The sequence below is a fragment of the Novosphingobium sp. genome (genome assembly GCF_024642085.1).
In the GTDB taxonomy this organism is placed as follows: domain Bacteria; phylum Pseudomonadota; class Alphaproteobacteria; order Sphingomonadales; family Sphingomonadaceae; genus Novosphingobium.
In genome coordinates this window covers 100307-115156 of the sequence record NZ_JAHEBV010000003.1, presented here as the reverse complement: position 1 = coordinate 115156, position 14850 = coordinate 100307, and the positions used below count along the sequence as shown (strand labels likewise).

14 protein-coding genes and 1 tRNA gene are annotated in these 14850 nt (G+C 62.1%); 5 read left to right on the top strand and 10 right to left on the bottom strand.

The window, feature by feature from the left end; genetic code table 11:
• Positions 1-94: 94 nt before the first annotated feature.
• On the bottom strand, positions 95-1357 hold the full coding sequence (locus Q0L62_RS02420) for a hypothetical protein (RefSeq protein ID WP_296675892.1): 1263 nt from the start codon (positions 1355-1357) through the stop codon (positions 95-97).
• Positions 1358-1458: 101 nt separating this feature from the next.
• Between Q0L62_RS02420 and queF the strand changes: the two genes are divergently transcribed.
• Both queF and Q0L62_RS02410 read left to right on the top strand, forming a co-directional pair.
• Positions 1459-1932, top strand: a complete 474-nt coding sequence (queF, locus tag Q0L62_RS02415) for a preQ(1) synthase (protein ID WP_296675889.1) — start codon at positions 1459-1461, stop codon at positions 1930-1932.
• A 153-nt stretch (positions 1933-2085) separates the two neighbouring features.
• Positions 2086-4347 carry a TonB-dependent receptor gene (locus tag Q0L62_RS02410; RefSeq protein WP_296675886.1) on the top strand — a complete coding sequence of 754 codons (2262 nt, stop codon included), beginning with the start codon at positions 2086-2088 and terminating at the stop codon, positions 4345-4347.
• A 57-nt stretch (positions 4348-4404) separates the two neighbouring features.
• On the opposite strand, the gene Q0L62_RS02405 is transcribed toward Q0L62_RS02410, so the two are convergent.
• The 8 genes from Q0L62_RS02405 to Q0L62_RS02370 form a co-directional block, all read right to left on the bottom strand.
• Positions 4405-5508: a class V aminotransferase gene (locus Q0L62_RS02405; protein WP_296675884.1), complete on the bottom strand. Its 1104-nt coding sequence runs from the start codon at positions 5506-5508 to the stop codon at positions 4405-4407.
• Positions 5505-6296, bottom strand: coding sequence for a tryptophan 2,3-dioxygenase (locus tag Q0L62_RS02400; protein WP_296675881.1), 792 nt, complete (start codon positions 6294-6296; stop codon positions 5505-5507). Before Q0L62_RS02400 ends, Q0L62_RS02405 begins: the two co-directional genes overlap by 4 nt.
• 41 nt (positions 6297-6337) lie before the next feature.
• Positions 6338-7492 (bottom strand): acyl-CoA dehydrogenase family protein, encoded by a 1155-nt coding sequence (locus Q0L62_RS02395; RefSeq protein ID WP_296675878.1) that lies wholly within the window; start codon positions 7490-7492, stop codon positions 6338-6340.
• Positions 7489-8466, bottom strand: coding sequence for an acyl-CoA dehydrogenase family protein (locus Q0L62_RS02390; protein WP_296675875.1), 978 nt, complete (start codon positions 8464-8466; stop codon positions 7489-7491). Before Q0L62_RS02390 ends, Q0L62_RS02395 begins: the two co-directional genes overlap by 4 nt.
• Positions 8467-8505: 39 nt before the next feature.
• Positions 8506-8581 (bottom strand) — tRNA-Thr (locus Q0L62_RS02385).
• A gap of 31 nt (positions 8582-8612) precedes the next feature.
• Entirely contained in the window at positions 8613-9500 is an 888-nt protein-coding gene (locus Q0L62_RS02380) for a hypothetical protein (RefSeq protein WP_296675872.1), read from the bottom strand.
• Positions 9497-9958, bottom strand: coding sequence for a hypothetical protein (locus tag Q0L62_RS02375; RefSeq protein ID WP_296675869.1), 462 nt, complete (start codon positions 9956-9958; stop codon positions 9497-9499). Before Q0L62_RS02375 ends, Q0L62_RS02380 begins: the two co-directional genes overlap by 4 nt.
• 20 nt (positions 9959-9978) lie before the next feature.
• Positions 9979-11307, bottom strand: a complete 1329-nt coding sequence (locus Q0L62_RS02370) for a replication-associated recombination protein A (RefSeq protein WP_296675864.1) — start codon at positions 11305-11307, stop codon at positions 9979-9981.
• A gap of 140 nt (positions 11308-11447) precedes the next feature.
• Between Q0L62_RS02370 and Q0L62_RS02365 the strand changes: the two genes are divergently transcribed.
• Entirely contained in the window at positions 11448-12008 is a 561-nt protein-coding gene (locus Q0L62_RS02365) for a PadR family transcriptional regulator (protein WP_296675861.1), read from the top strand.
• A 101-nt stretch (positions 12009-12109) separates the two neighbouring features.
• Entirely contained in the window at positions 12110-12550 is a 441-nt protein-coding gene (locus Q0L62_RS02360; protein ID WP_296675858.1) for a hypothetical protein, read from the top strand.
• Here Q0L62_RS02360 and Q0L62_RS02355 read toward each other — a convergent pair.
• A complete protein-coding gene (locus Q0L62_RS02355; protein ID WP_296675855.1) occupies positions 12547-13704 on the bottom strand; it encodes a glycosyltransferase family 1 protein in 1158 nt (385 codons plus the stop codon). The genes Q0L62_RS02360 and Q0L62_RS02355 overlap by 4 nt on opposite strands.
• 236 nt (positions 13705-13940) lie before the next feature.
• On the opposite strand from Q0L62_RS02355, the gene Q0L62_RS02350 reads away from it, so the two are divergent.
• A complete protein-coding gene (locus Q0L62_RS02350; RefSeq protein WP_296675852.1) occupies positions 13941-14780 on the top strand; it encodes a hypothetical protein in 840 nt (279 codons plus the stop codon).
• The last annotated feature ends 70 nt before the right edge of the window (positions 14781-14850 follow it).

Sequence of the window (14850 nt, the reverse complement as noted above, 5' to 3'; positions counted from 1 at the left end):
TTTATTGATGGCAACGCCCCTTCTCGCTGCACTTGCGAAAAAGGTTAGCGAGGCAATGGCGCGGCGTCGAGTGTGGAAATGGGCGCAACCGTGCCTAATTCACCGTGCGCTGACCGATCCGCGAATAGGTTCGGGGGCCAAGGTCAAGGCGAAACGGGCGCAGCGCCGCACCCGGCTGTTCCGGCAGTTCACCAACGACAAAGGTCTGGACGCTGATCAGCGGGCTGCCGCCGGGGGTATCGGCCTGCACACGCAGGCGGGCCAGAGGCACGAAATAGGTCGCCTGGCCTGAACGAATCGGCGTGACTGCGGTCAGCGGCAGGCGGAAATGTCCGGTAAACTCGGCACTTTCACCGGGGGCCAGCGCGGTGAGGATATGCCGCGGTTCAAGCCGGTGGGTATCATTGGCGATCTGCTTGTCCTGCGGCAGCGAAGCGTGGGCGGAAACCATGTCGCCTTCCACCGCGAGGCCGGACAGTACCTGCGATCCACGGTTTGTGACAATCAACTTGTAATTGAGCGTTGTCGCCATCAGCGACGCGCTCATCCTGGTCGCCTCGAGCGTGATGTCCAGTCCGGATGCGCTGGCCGTCGTCGCGGGAACAGGGGCGTTTGCGGGGGCAGGTTCCGGTTCCGCTTCCGCTTCCGGTGCCTGTCTGGGGGCAGGCGCCAGTGGTGCAACCGGCTCTGGCACCGGCGTAGCTACCGGTGCCGGCTGGCGCACTACCGGAGGCTCAAAAGTTATTTCGGGCTCTCGCTCGTCCCTTATGCGGCGCCACCACAGCAGCGCGAAAAGCCCTGCAATTGCGGCCAGCGCAGCGGTAATCCATGGCCACAGACCGGCCGACTGGGCGGCGGGGGGAGGCGTATCTGCTGCCGCGGGAACAGCATCACCAATGGCGATGCCCGGCGATGCCGCCGCTGATGGACCGGCCAGCGGCGGTAACAGCGCGTCATTGCTGCTAGCCGAACTTGCCGGCGCGGCAATGGGTGACGGCGCGGCGCGGGAGGGTAAAGACGGCGGCTGCGTGCTGCGTGTTGCCGGGCTGGCATTGGCAGACGGACGCGCCGCTGTGATTGCCGGAGTCGCAGTTGCTACCGGCAAAGGCGTAATGCTTGGCGCGGAACTGGGCGCTTCGCTTGGCTGCGGGGTGGTGCGGACCACTGGCGCATCAGGATCGACCGGGCCCTGAACGCGCGGATTGGGGGCAGTGGTGACGGTGCCCGGCAACTTGTAATCGTTGACTGACTGGGCGAATGCGGGATGGGCGACGCACGCCAGCGACAGCGCAATCGCACTGCTCACCGCGGCTGATCTGCCATCCGCCTGGATCGTCACTGTGAAAATCCCCGTCATCCGTGGCGCGCGCTAGCGCCCCCACCACTGAATAGGAAGTGAACCCTGCGGTTCCAACCGGCGACTTGTGCCGCGCACACGATGAGGGCATGGCCCGTTGCATGACAGACACACCTTCCGCTCAAGGACCGCGGCCGCTCCATCTGGGGCAGACCAGCGCGCTTCCGACCTCACCCGACACTGCCGTTCTCGATTACGTGGCCAATCCGCGCCACGGCTCGCTCTATCTCGTGCGCTTTGCCGCGCCGGAGTTCACGTCGCTTTGTCCGGTTACCGGTCAGCCCGATTTTGCCCATCTGGTCATTGATTATGCTCCGGGTGATTCGATCGTCGAATCGAAAAGTCTGAAGCTGTTTCTGGGCAGCTTTCGCAACCACAGCGGCTTTCATGAGGACGTAACGGTCGGCATCGGCCAGCGGCTGTTTGCCGAAATGAAGCCGCGCTGGCTGCGGATCGGTGGCTACTGGTATCCGCGCGGCGGCATTCCGATCGACGTGTTCTGGCAAAGCGATGCGCCGCCAGCGGGCCTGTGGGTGCCTGATCAGGGTGTGCAAGCCTATCGGGGGCGCGGTTGAAGTAGCCTGATATCTGCTCCTTCGCACCTGCGGCATTGCCGCAACAGTTCGGGGGCAAATTATTGCGGCAACGGCCCAATTGCTTGCGTTCAGCCGCTCAGGGTCTAGCGCGGCGGCACCATTCCCTATCCCATCGGTCAACGGAGCAAAACCATGACCCGCATCCTGCCTCTCCGCCAGTCGAGCGCCTTGGCGGCGCTTGCACTTTCGATTGCCATTGCTGCGCCGGCCCAGGCACAAAGCGCCGACGATGAAGGCCTTCAGGAAATCATCGTCACAGCCCAGCGCGTTTCGGAAAACCAGAAGGACGTGCCGATTTCGGTTGCGGCGTTGAACGGAGATGCCCTGGCCGCCGTTACCGGGGCCGGCGCCGATATCCGTGCGCTGGCGGGACGCGTCCCCAGCCTCAACATCGAAAGTTCATTCGGCCGCACTTTCCCGCGCTTCTACATTCGCGGACTGGGCAATACCGATTTCGATCTCAATGCGTCGCAGCCGGTCAGCCTGGTTTATGACGAAGTGGTCCTGGAAAACCCCATCCTTAAGGGTTTCCCGGTGTTCGATGTCAACCAGGTCGAAGTATTGCGCGGGCCGCAAGGCACCTTGTTTGGCCGCAATACTCCTGCCGGTATTGTCAAGTTTGATACCGTACGTCCCGATGCCGTGAACAAGAACTACGTCAAGGCCAGCTATGGCAGCTTCAGCACGGTCAACGCCGAAGCCGGCGTGGGCAGCGGCGATGCAAGCGATGTCATTTCGGCGCGTGTTTCGGCGCTTTACCAGCACCGTGACAACTGGGTCGACAACATTGACCAGCCTGGCGACAAGAACCTTGAAGGGTTCAACGATTTCGCCGCACGTTTCCAGATCCAGGCCAAGCCCAGCGATGCATTGACCCTGCGCGCCGTGTTCCAGACCCGGCTATACGAAGGCAGCGCGCGGGTATTCCGGGCAAATGCGTTTGCTACTGGCAGCAACAAGCTGATCGGTCTTGGCGGCCCGGCAACTCCATTTGATCGCAGCAAGACCCGTGCTGATGGGCTCAACTTCCAAAGTTTGGAAAACTACAACGGCGCCTTCACGGCTGAATATGACGCCGGTCCGGTGACCATCACATCGGTCAGCAGCCTGTGGAACGGCAACCTGCAAAGCCGCGGCGATATCGATGGGGGCTTCGGCAACCAGTTCGCGCCGACAATGGGCCCGGGCTTCATCCCGTTCTCGGCCCAGTCGCGTGACGATGTACCCAGCCTGGATCAGTTCACGCAGGAAGTGCGGATTGCGTCCAACAATCAAGTTGGTCTGGGTTTTCAGTTTGGCGCTTTCTACTTCAGCGAAAAGCTCGACATCGCCAGCTATGACTACGGCAACCCGGCTGATACCGCGCCTGCGGCGATCGCGGTGCAGCGCCAGGACAGCGAAGCGATCGGCGTGTTCGGATCGCTGCATTACCAGTTCGAAAACGGACTGAAGGTTCAGGCTGGCGCGCGTTACAACCACGACAAGCGCGACATGGTCGCATCGCGTCCGGTCGATACCCGCCCGGGCTTCCTTGGCCTTGGCGGCCCGGTAACCCCGCAGAACGCCAGCGTGGGTGATGACGTGCTTACCTGGGACGCGGCAGCAACCTTGCCGCTGAGCGAAGAGATCAACCTGTTCGCCCGCGTTGCCAAGGGTTATCGCGCGCCCTCCATCCAGGGCCGTCTGTTGTTTGGCCGCACCCTGTCGGTGGCCGATAGCGAAACCACGATGAGCTATGAAGGCGGGCTGAAATCCTCGTTTGCAGGCGGCAAGGCGCGATTCAACCTGACCGGCTTCTACTTTTCAACCGATAACCTGCAGCTGACAGCAGTGGGCGGCGCCTCCAACTTCACCACCCTGATCAACGCCAAGAAGGTCGATGGCTATGGCTTCGAAGCGGAATTTGAAGCCCGTCCGACCCGCGGCCTGACGCTGACAGCCGGGGTTTCGTACAATCACAACGAAATCAAGGATCCCAGCCTTTACGTCGCAGGATGCGGAGCGGCGTGCACCGTGCTTGATCCGGTGCGCGTCGGCAGCCCGGGGATCTTCTCGATCAACGGCAACCAGCTGCCGCAAAGCCCGCGCTGGACCGCCAACTGGACTGCAGGATACGCAGCCCCGGTCGGCAATGGCGAGGTCTATGTCTTTACCGACTGGGCTTACCGTTCGAAAGTGCAGTTCTTCTTGTATGAATCGGTTGAGTTCAGTGACGACAGCATGCTCGAAGGCGGGATCCGCCTGGGTTACCGCACGGGGCGCTATGACATCGCCGGTTTTGTCCGCAACGTTACGAACGATGTCTCGGCGGTGTCGGGAATCGATTTCAACAACCTGACCGCCATGGTCAATGAACCGCGGATCTTCGGCGTCGAAGTGGGCGTAAAGTTCTGATGCGGCCAACCGGCTGACCAAGGGCCCCGGCGGAGCAATCCGGCGGGGCCCTTCGTTTCAGGCGCCGATGCGGGCGATCAAAGCGTCGACGTCAGCCGCATCGTTATAAAGCGCAAAACCGATCCGCAGCACGTCGCTGCGCAAATCTGTGACGACATCCCTGGCAGCAATCGCGGCATGAATGGCCGGGGCGTCTGCACCTTGCAGCGCCAGGAACCGCGCCTGCGGGCCGCTGATGACGCGCAGCGAAGGAAGCGGATCGGCGCCAAGAAATCGCTGTTTCAAGCGGTCGCAGTGGTCCGAGATTTTCGCCGTCGTGAGTTTCTTTTCCGTCAGCATGCGCTGAACGGCATTGAAGCGGTACAGGCCCGATGGATCAAAGGTGCTGCCCAGAAACCGGCGACCATCAGCCGCATAACCGACCCCGCCCTGCTGCTCGGCCAGATTGTCGAACGCGGCGTACCAGCCGGTCACTTCGGGACGCGGGGCAAAGCCGGCGGGCGCGTGAAGAAAGCAGACGCCTTCACCGGCCATCGCGTATTTGTACCCGCCAGACAGATAGAATACGCGCTCCGCGATGGCAGACAGGTCTGTCGGGGTCGCCATGAAGCCGTGGTAGCCGTCAATCACCACCCACGGGCCATCAGGCGCGGCCAGCGCGGCCAGACTGTCCAATCCAGGCAGCGCCTGGCCTGAGTTGAACTGCACCTGGCTCGCAAAAACCAGGTCGAACGGTCCGGTTTTGGCCGCGTCAACCAGTCGGTTCAGTGGAACGGTGACCAGGTCGATCCGCCCGGCTTCGGCCCAGCGCAGCGCCTGGCGGCGGAACGAGTGAAACTCACCATCGCTGGCCAGAATGCGGGGCCGGGCCATGGGCAGGGCTGACACGATCCGCACAAGAAAATCGTGTGTGTTGGGCGCAAAGGCAATCGTCGCCGGATCGGGCAGGTTCAATTCATGGGCGACAAAGCGCTGGGCTTGGGGGACGACTTGGGCAAGGATGTGGTCCCATTTGTAATCGGCCAGCCGGGCCGCATCCTGCCAAGCTTGCGCCTGTCCCTGCCAGCTTGCATCGGGCCACAGATGGTGGCTGTGCGCGGCAAAGTGCAGCCGCCCGGGCGCGGCATCCAATGACCGGGAAAACAAGCGCTTGAAACTCATAGCGCAGTCCGAAGCGACCACAGTTCAGGGAAAGCGCGCTTGGTCAGGGTCGAATGGAGATAACTTGCGCCGGCGGTGCCGCCGGTACCGCGCTTCCCGCCAATCACCCGCTCCACAGTCAGCACGTGCTTGTGCCGCCAAGATGCCATTGCATCGTCCAGATCGACCAGCTTTTCGGCCAATTGATAAAGGTCCCAATAACGTTCGGTATCACGGTATACTGACAGCAGTGCCACCTCGACCGCTTCGTTTGGCAGGTAAGGCTGCGTCACGTCGCGCGCCAGAACCTCGTGCGGAATGGGCAGACCTGCCCGCGCTGCCGCACCCAGCGTTTCGTCCCACAGGCTGGGCGCGGCAAGCGCCTGCTCCATCGCGGCAAGCGCATGGGGGCGGTCACCCTGATAGGACAGGAACTTGCTGTCCTTCAGCCCCAAGATGTATTCTACAGTCCGGAACTGGTCCGACTGGAACCCACTCGACGGGCCCAGCGCATCACGAAAGCGGGTATAATCGCTGGGGGTCATGGTCGCCAGAACGTCCCAGCTCAGCGTCATCACCGCCTGAATCCGGCTGACCCGCGCCAGCGCCTTGTACGCAGGAACCAAGTGATCGGCGCGGACCTGCGCCAAGGCCAGGTGCAGTTCGCAAATCATCTGTTTGAGCCACAATTCCTTGGTCTGGTGGATGATGATGAACAGCAGCTCGTCATCGGCGTCCGAGCGTGGGTGCTGGCAATCGAGCAAGTCATCCAGCGATAGATAGCGGGCATAGGTCATCGTCTCGGTCATGGCGCAAACCATCGACCGGTAAGGTTACAATTGCAACCGGATTAGCGGGTTCCCAGACCCCGGGCGATGATCCCGCGCAGGATCTCGCGCGTGCCGCCACGCAAGGACCAGCTCGGCGCATTATGGACAATGTTGGCCAGCACCCCGGCATAGGCCGCCGCGCTGCGCGGGTCGGGTTCGGCATCGACCAGCTGGCGGGCAAAGTCGGGCAGGGTCTGTTCCCACACCGCACCGACGTCTTTCACGATAGACGCCTGCAGCGCTGCATCCTGCTTGTCCTGCAACATCGCCGCGACAGAGCGGGACAGTCGCCGAAGCACGGCAAGCTGCGCGGTCAGGCGGCCGATGGTGGCCAGCGCCGCATCGTCATCACGCCCTTTCAGCATGTTGAGCAGCTGGAGCATCAGTTCGATCGAGGACAGAAAGCGTTCGGGGCCTGAACGTTCGAAAGCCAGTTCGCTCATCACCTGGTTCCAGCCATCGCCTTCCTTGCCAAGCAGATACTTTGCCGGAACGATCGCATCTTCGAAGTGCATCTCGTTGAAATGATGCTGACCGGCCAGGTCGATGATCGGCCGAATCGTCAAACCTGGAGTGTCCTTGAGGTTGACCAGAAGCTGGCTTGTGCCCTGGTGCCGGTCGGCCGGTGTGCCGCTGGTCCGGCAGAACAGGATCACATAGTCAGCCTCATGCGCAAAGCTGGTCCAGACCTTGGTGCCGGTGACACGGTATAGATCGCCGTCGCGCACTGCCTTGGTCCGCGTCGCTGCCAGGTCGGAGCCACTATCAGGCTCGCTCATCCCGATGCCGAAGGCAAGCTCGCCCGCCGCGATGCGCGGCAGGATCGTGTCCTTTTGTTCGTCGGTCCCGAACTTCAGGATCGACGGGCCGCTCTGCCGGTCGGCGATCCAGTGGGCACCAACCGGAGCGCCCGAGGCAAGCGATTCCTCGACGATGACAGCACGTTCAAACGCGCTGCGTTCATGCCCGCCATACTGTTTGGGCCAGGTCATGCCGAGGTATCCGGCGTGGCCCATCGCCCGCGAGAAGTCACGGCTGAAGCCGTACCAGTTATCGCTGCGCTGACGCGGAGTACGATCGCCCAGCTGCTGGTGCAGGAAAGCCCGAAACTGGGTGCGCAGGGCCACGACCTCGGGGCTGTCGGCTGGCGGGGCGGGGAAGGGGATTGCACTCATAAGGCTGTTACCATCGGCCAATAGCCTTGTCCGCCAGCGGTTATCGCAGCGCGGCCTAGCTGCGTTGCCCAAAAGACCTGTCCACCAAACTCGTCGCGCCAGGTCCACAGGGCTGTCGTGTAAAGGTGCAGCCGGTGTTCGCGCGTAAACCCGATCGCGCCGTGCATCTGCGTGGCGATACCGGCTCCGGTTCCGGCGGCTTCGCGTGCGCGCAGCGATCCTGCCGCAACGCCCAATGTATCGCCGCGCGCCAGAGCTTCGCCCGCCAGATCGGCGGCGGCAGTGGCGCAGGCCAATTCGCCCGCCAGCTTGGCCAGTTCGTGCTGGACAACCTGGTTCTTTTGCAGCGGCTTGCCGAACTGGACGCGGGTCGCTGTGTGGTCGAGAGTCATGGCCAGTGCGGCTTCGAGAGCCCCAGCGATCTGGAAAGCGCGCACGGTCGCGCCGGCGGCCAGCGGGCAATGCGGTAGCGGCGCAGACGCATCGACCGCCCAATCGATCGCCAGGCTGGGTCGGGGGTGAAAGTTGAGCGATGTCCCTTGTTCGGCAACGCTCCAGCCGCTGCGCGGCACGCGGTACAGTCTATCGCCCACGGCCAGTGCCAGGCAACCGATCTGTTCGCCCCACGCCACCCGCGGAACGGTGCCGGTCAGGCGTCCATCAATCAGCTTGAGATCATCGGCCCGTGCCAGACCGGCTGCGCCTTCTGCCAGCGGCAAACCAGCGGCGGCCAGCAACTGGTTCGCGGCCATGGTTTCAACAACAGGCAGCGGCATGGCATGGCGGCCAAGCAGGCGCAGCGCCTCGCCAGCTTCCTCAAAGCTCAGGCCGAAGCCGCCTTGGTCTTCGGTCAGCAGTGCCAGCGGCAGGCCCATTTCCTCAACCTCGGCCCACAGCGCGGGCAGCCACTGCCCTTCGCGCGCCTGGGCCTGCGCTGCATCATCCAGATGACGGTCCAGCAAGCGTTCGATCATGTCGGCTAGCATTGGTGCCGGCTGCTCCCGCGATGAAAATGGTGCCGGCTAGAGGATTCGAACCCCTGGCCCCCTGATTACAAATCAGGTGCTCTACCAACTGAGCTAAGCCGGCAACGTGGCCTTATGTGCAGGCGTCCTTAGAACTAAGGAGCGCCGAAGGTCCACCCCTCTGTTCGTGCAATTTGCTGAGTCAGGCATTTGGGGGTCCACAAGGCCGCGTCCTGAGCTGCCCGGCGCAGCCAGCCGGCGGTTATCAGAGCGTCGCTTTCGTGATCGGCAATCGGGCCTTGTCCGGGAACATGACCGCAGTTGAGCCGCGCCAATACGTCGTTCAACCCGGCGTAGTCGCGCACCTTTGATCGGCCAGCGCTTCGCCCGCCTGCGATCGCGGCAATGGCGGTGTAAATCTCGGTTATGACCGAACCGGTTGGCGGCAGCGGATCGACCGGCCAGACCGGCAGACGTCCATCCAGCTGGTGGAGCAGCCGCATGCCCGTAAGGCTGGATTTCCCAACCTGCGCTGCACCTACCAGGTTGAAGTTTGAATAGGGCTTGCAGCCAAGCTTTTCCTGCGCGCGTTCGGTCACGCGAAGCCGGCCGCGTCCCCCTGCGATGCCCTGTGCGCCAAACCGGTCCCCTTCACGCCCGCCGTGGCGGCGGAAGTGCCGTGCGGCTTCGGGATGGTTCACAAACGACGTGACCGCCAAGTGCGGATCATCGCTGCAGATCCGGTCGACCATGGCCCACAGCGCCTTGGCATCAACCGGACTGTCTGCCCATTCCGGGAAAAATGCACCGCAGTCTGCGTGAGCCAGGCTGATGCCCATGTCGAAGCCGACAAGTGTATTGTGTGGCATATCGTTCAGCAGCCATTCCAGCACCTCGGGGCGCGACCAGCGATGTCCGGCCCGGATGATCGCGGGCGTAATCTCGTCAGCACGCAGCAGGGCAACGGCGATGCCGCGATGCCGCTCACCAGCCGCACCCGACCAGTCGATAGCGGCAAAGTTGCAGAACCGGTCAGGCGTCAAGGAACTGTAATTCGCGATCCGGTAAACGGTGCGTCGATCAGGTCACCTTTGCGCAGGCCTGCCGCGTCAAACTGGGTAAACGATCCGGTGCCAGTGATGCGGTTGCCCGATACGGTCAGTTCAAAGGTCAATTCGCCTCTGCCGGTCAATTTGTGGGTGGTCCGATCCGCCATGATCTCGACCCACTTCCCGACGATCCGGTTGCCCTTGCGTAACCAGATACCTTTACCATCGCTGTCACTTTCGCGCGGATTTCCGGCATCGGGATTGGCCTGCTGCATGGTGTGATCAGCGTTGAAGACGTAAAGATGAAGCGGAAAAGGTGCCGTTGGATGTTCAACCAGCCAGACGCCGGAAACCGGATCCGCTGCTGCTGTTGCTGCGCAAAGCGCCGTGCCGCTGGCGGCAAGCGCGATTGCTGCCGACACGCGCACCCGGCGCAGATGGCCAAAGTTCATCTTCAGGCTTCCTTGTTCCGCTAGGATTTCGCGTTGGCGATGTCGTGTCGCTTCTTGTCCCACCATTCCAGCCGCTTCGCCACCTCACGTTCAAACCCCCGTTCGACGGGACGGTAATAGTGTTGCGGAGCCATCCCTTCGGGCCAGTAATTGTCGCCCGAAAATCCGTCATCAGCGTCGTGATCATAGGCATAGCCCTGGCCGTAACCGATGTCCTTCATCAGTTTCGTCGGCGCATTCAGGATATTGGCGGGCGGGGTCAGGCTGCCCGTTTCCCTGGCGCTTTGCCACGCTTCCTTCTGTGCCATATAGGCGGCGTTGGATTTGGGCGCGGTGGCCAGGTAAAGGCAAGCCTGGACGATCGCAAGCTCGCCCTCCGGGCTGCCAAGGAACTGGTACGCGTCCTTTGCCGCAAGGCACTGGACCAGCGCTTGCGGATCAGCCAGGCCAATGTCCTCGCTGGCGAAACGCACCAGGCGGCGAAGCACATAAAGCGGCTCTTCTCCGGCAGTCAGCATCCGCGCCATATAGTAAAGCGCGGCCTGTGGATCAGACCCGCGCAGCGCCTTGTGCAGCGCGGAAATCAGGTTGTAGTGCCCGTCGCGGTCCTTGTCATAGACCGCTACCCGCCGCTGCAGAAATGCACCAAGAGCGGCTGGATCGAGGGGTGCCTGTATGCGGGCGTTGTAAAGCGTTTCGGCCTGGTTGAGCAAGAACCTGCCATCCCCGTCCGCGCTGGCAACCAGCGCCTCGCGTGCGTCATCGGTCAGTGGCAGCGGGCCTTCGAGTGCTTCGGCCCGGGCCAGCAATTCGGCCAATGCCCGCGCGTCCAGCCGGTGAAGGATCAGTACCTGCGCCCGGCTGAGCAGTGCGGCGTTAAGCGCGAAGCTGGGGTTTTCGGTCGTAGCGCCGACCAGCGTGACCACACCCTTTTCAACGAACGGCAGGAAGCCGTCCTGCTGGGCGCGGTTGAAACGGTGAATCTCGTCCACGAACAGCAGTGTGCGTTGCCCCGCTTTGGCTGCCATCTGCGCCTCGGCAAAGGCTTTCTTAAGGTCGGCAACCCCCGAAAACACCGCGCTGATCGACACGAACCGCATTCCGACGCTGTCGGCCAGAAGCCGGGCGGTGGTGGTCTTACCGGTGCCAGGCGGGCCCCACAGGATTATGCTGGACAAACGCCCCGCCGCTACCATTCGCCCGATCGCGCCTTCCGGCCCGGTCAGATGTTCCTGCCCGATAACTTCATCCAGCGAGCGCGGCCGTAGCCGGTCAGCGAGCGGAGCGTCCGCGCCCGGTTCTTCTGGGGCAGCAGCAGCGGGCAGTTCATCTACGAAAAGGTCAGCCATCGCAGCCAAGATAGGCCGCGCCGCCAAAAATGCCATCGAAGGCTTGCAAGTCCCACCAAAAGATATATCTTAAGAATATCATGAAAGGTAGTTAAATGAAAAGATATGGATGCAGCTCTCGCGGGGCAGCAGTTTGGCCGATGATGGCAATGATAGGTGGCCGCCACCGGCGCTGGGGCAGTGATTTTGGCGGTGATGGGCCGCAATGGGGTGGTCGCCACCGCCATGGACCGGGCGGACGCGGACGCGTTTTCGGCGGCGGCGAGCTTCGGCTCTTCCTGCTGTCGCTGCTCGCTGATCAGCCGCGGCACGGCTACGAACTGATCAAGGCGATCGAGGAGCTCACTGGCGGCAACTATGCGCCGAGCCCGGGTGTCGTCTATCCCACGCTCAACCTGCTGACCGATGAAGACCTGATCGCTGAACAAGCTGGTGAGGGTGCGCGCAAGGCCTATGCCGCGACCGAGGCTGGACGTGCGGAAATCGCCAGCCGCAGGGAAGAAATCGAAACGATCACCAGCCGTTTGCGGGGTCTTGCCGATGATCACGACCGTCACGGCGCCCCGCCGCTGCGCCGGGCCATGGGCAACCTGTTCACCGCGGTCCGCCAGCGCGCGGCGTCCGGCGATTTCGACCGTGACACCATGCTTGCCGTCGCTGACATACTTGATGAGGCGGCGCGCAAGATCGAACGGCTTTAGACTGCCAGCCGGGGCCGCTTCAGCTTGGCCACATTTTTGCGCATTCCTCTTGCTGTGTTACGCTCGGACCGTCCGGGCGCAACAACGAGGGGGATAGTGCGATGGATGAGTCACAGACGGCACGCGTGCCGGCCAGTTATTGGGTTATATCGGTTCTGGGTGCGCTGTGGAACAGCTTCGGCGCAATGGACTATGTGATGACCCGCATGCGCAACGTCGATTATCTCAAGGCGGCGGGCGATCCGCAGGTGATATTAAGCTGGATCGATAGTTTTCCGCTATGGGTTCAGGCTGCCTGGGGTTTTGGCGTGTGGGGTTCGGTCGCGGGATCGGTGCTGATGCTGCTCAGGTCGCGCCATGCAGCCACGGCATTTCTGGTGTCGCTGGCCGGAGCGGTAGGCAGCTTCGCTTACCAATACACCCATACGCCCGCTGCGCTGGATTCAACGGCGGGCAAGCTGATGCCGCTGGTGATCTGCGCGGCCGTTTTGTTCTTGTGGCATTATTCGCGCAAGTCCGCCGCTCAAGGCATCCAAGTTTAGGGCCGCGTGCCAGGTTTTTGCCGGATCAACCGCAGATAGGTGTCTGCCACTGCCTGGTTGATCCGGTCCCAGCTGAAATCCTTTGAACGGGCCTCGCCCGCAGTGCCGTGCCGCGCGCGCAGTTCAGGGTTTTCGATGTAACCGCGCAGCGCCTCGGCAAAGTGGTGGATCGCGCCGGGACGGATCAGCCGACCCGACTGACCATCGTCGACCAGGCTTTCACTTCCGGTGGCGGCTGCTGCGACCACGGGCAATCCGCAGGCCATCGCCTCAAGCGTGACGTTGCCGAAGGTTTCGGTAATCGAAGGGTTGAACAGCACGTCCATGCTCGCCACCGCGCGGCCCAGATCGGAACCTCCCTGAAATCCGGCGAACACCGCATCGGGCAGCCGCGCTTCAAACCAGTCGCGTGCCGGCCCTTCGCCAATCACCAGGACGCGATGGGCAATGTTTCGCGCGCGCAGTTCATCGATCGAGTCAGAAAACACGTCGAGCCCCTTTTCCATGACCAGGCGGCCAAGGAAGCCCACGGCAACTTCGCTGTCCGCGATGCCCAGCGACTGGCGCCAGGCCATGTCGCGCCGTCCGGGGTTGAACACGGTGCGGTCCACCCCGCGCGACCAGATGCCAATGTCATAATTCATCCGCTGGTCGCGCAATACCTGCGCCATTGATTCAGACGGTGTCACCAGTGCATCGCAGCGGCGGTAAAACCGGCGCAGCAGCGCGGTCAGCGCCGGCTCGGCCCAGGCCATATTGTAATAGCGCGGATAGGTATCGAACCGCGTGTGGACTGATGACAGCACCGGCATTCCGCGGTGCCGCGCCCACGTCACCGCGCGATGAGCGCTGATATCGGGCGAAGATACGTGGACCACATTGGGCTTGAACCCAGCCAGATCGCGCCGCACCCGGCCGCTGAGAGCCATTGGCAACCGGTATTCCGCGCGGCCCGGAATGGCGAGCGACGGCAGGCTGACAAGTTCACCCATTGGCGGAAAGGCCGGCTCGGCATTAGTAGGCGAATAGACTCGCACATTCCCGCCTTGACGAAGCAAGTACTCAACCAACCGGTTAAGCGCCCGGTTCGCCCCGTCGGTGGTCATGTTGTAATTGCCGCTGAACAGGGCAATGCGAAGGTCGGACATCTGCATCGCGCAATCCACTAGCCTAATGGCGGTTCAAGCGCGAGTGCTGCCCGGCTGGGCGATCTACAATTTCGCAAAGTCCGTCAGGCCGGTTCGGAACCGAATTCCAAGGAAAACGACAGTTTCACTGGTGCAAATATGCAACACATTCAAAAGTTGGAAAAATATTTGGCCTCCTGCGTGATCCTTTTCGTGCGCTCGAACGTTTCCCCCCCGGAATCAAAGATCTGAAGGGATTAACAATGCAGCGCTCCAGAATATTTATTTGTGCACTTTTGGCGTCATCCTTTTGCAGCACTGCTGCATTTGCCCAGGATAGCGGCTTTGACCGTGACAGCCATTTCGACGGCCCATACATTACCGCCTTCGGCGGTGTTGCAGCACAGCCAAGCGATGCCCGTGACAGCGTGGTTTTCGACACGAATGGTGACGGAGTTTATGAAGATACCGTCCGCACCAGTTCGGGTGCCAATGCCTTTACCGGTTTCTGCAACGGTCGGGCGACCAGCAACGTTCCCAGCACCGGCTGCTCGAACGACAAGGACCGGGTCGAATACGGTGGGCGCATTGGCTACGACAAGCGCATGGGCAACATCGTCGTTGGTGTCCTGCTGGAAGGCAGTGGCAACGACATCCTTGACGGGACGACCGGTTTCAGCAGCACTCCCGCATTCTACGAACTGCAGCGCGGCATAAAGTTCAATGCGTCCGCACGGGCGCGGGTCGGATACACCCCCGGCGGCGGGGCGCTTTTCTATGCGACCGGCGGAGTCAGCGGTGCGAAGATCAATCACTCATTCCGCACCAGCAACACCGCGAACACCTTTACCGAAGTGAACAACGACAAGATGGTGTTGGGTTATCAGTATGGCGGCGGTGCCGAAGTCATGCTGACGAACAATATCTCGCTGGGGCTGGAATATCTGTTCAACCGCTACAACGACGACAAGTATTATGTGCAGGTCAGCGGCGGCGGCGCGACCAATCCTTTCGTGCTGTCCGGCGGCAATGTCCGGATGCAGCCGTCGAGCGAAAACTTCACTTACCAATCGTTCCGCGGAACTCTGTCGTTCCGGTTCTGATCGGGCAGTTCAATTGACAGGTCATTAAAAGCCGGGCCGCTCCACAGATCGTGGAGCGGCCCGTTTAAAT

What these genes read in the sequence shown, in the direction of transcription:
- Q0L62_RS02405 (WP_296675884.1), bottom strand. Translation starts at nt 5,508, where the DNA reads ATGAGTTTCAAGCGCTTGTTTTCCCGGTCATTGGATGCCGCGCCCGGG.
- Q0L62_RS02370 (WP_296675864.1), bottom strand. Translation starts at nt 11,307, where the DNA reads ATGGCTGACCTTTTCGTAGATGAACTGCCCGCTGCTGCTGCCCCAGAA.
- Q0L62_RS02390 (WP_296675875.1), bottom strand. Translation starts at nt 8,466, where the DNA reads ATGATCGAACGCTTGCTGGACCGTCATCTGGATGATGCAGCGCAGGCC.
- Q0L62_RS02400 (WP_296675881.1), bottom strand. Translation starts at nt 6,296, where the DNA reads ATGACCGAGACGATGACCTATGCCCGCTATCTATCGCTGGATGACTTG.
- Q0L62_RS02365 (WP_296675861.1), top strand. Translation starts at nt 11,448, where the DNA reads ATGATGGCAATGATAGGTGGCCGCCACCGGCGCTGGGGCAGTGATTTT.
- Q0L62_RS02360 (WP_296675858.1), top strand. Translation starts at nt 12,110, where the DNA reads ATGGATGAGTCACAGACGGCACGCGTGCCGGCCAGTTATTGGGTTATA.
- Q0L62_RS02375 (WP_296675869.1), bottom strand. Translation starts at nt 9,958, where the DNA reads ATGAACTTTGGCCATCTGCGCCGGGTGCGCGTGTCGGCAGCAATCGCG.
- Q0L62_RS02420 (WP_296675892.1), bottom strand. Translation starts at nt 1,357, where the DNA reads ATGACGGGGATTTTCACAGTGACGATCCAGGCGGATGGCAGATCAGCC.
- Q0L62_RS02395 (WP_296675878.1), bottom strand. Translation starts at nt 7,492, where the DNA reads ATGAGTGCAATCCCCTTCCCCGCCCCGCCAGCCGACAGCCCCGAGGTC.
- Q0L62_RS02350 (WP_296675852.1), top strand. Translation starts at nt 13,941, where the DNA reads ATGCAGCGCTCCAGAATATTTATTTGTGCACTTTTGGCGTCATCCTTT.
- Q0L62_RS02410 (WP_296675886.1), top strand. Translation starts at nt 2,086, where the DNA reads ATGACCCGCATCCTGCCTCTCCGCCAGTCGAGCGCCTTGGCGGCGCTT.
- queF (WP_296675889.1), top strand. Translation starts at nt 1,459, where the DNA reads ATGACAGACACACCTTCCGCTCAAGGACCGCGGCCGCTCCATCTGGGG.
- Q0L62_RS02355 (WP_296675855.1), bottom strand. Translation starts at nt 13,704, where the DNA reads ATGCAGATGTCCGACCTTCGCATTGCCCTGTTCAGCGGCAATTACAAC.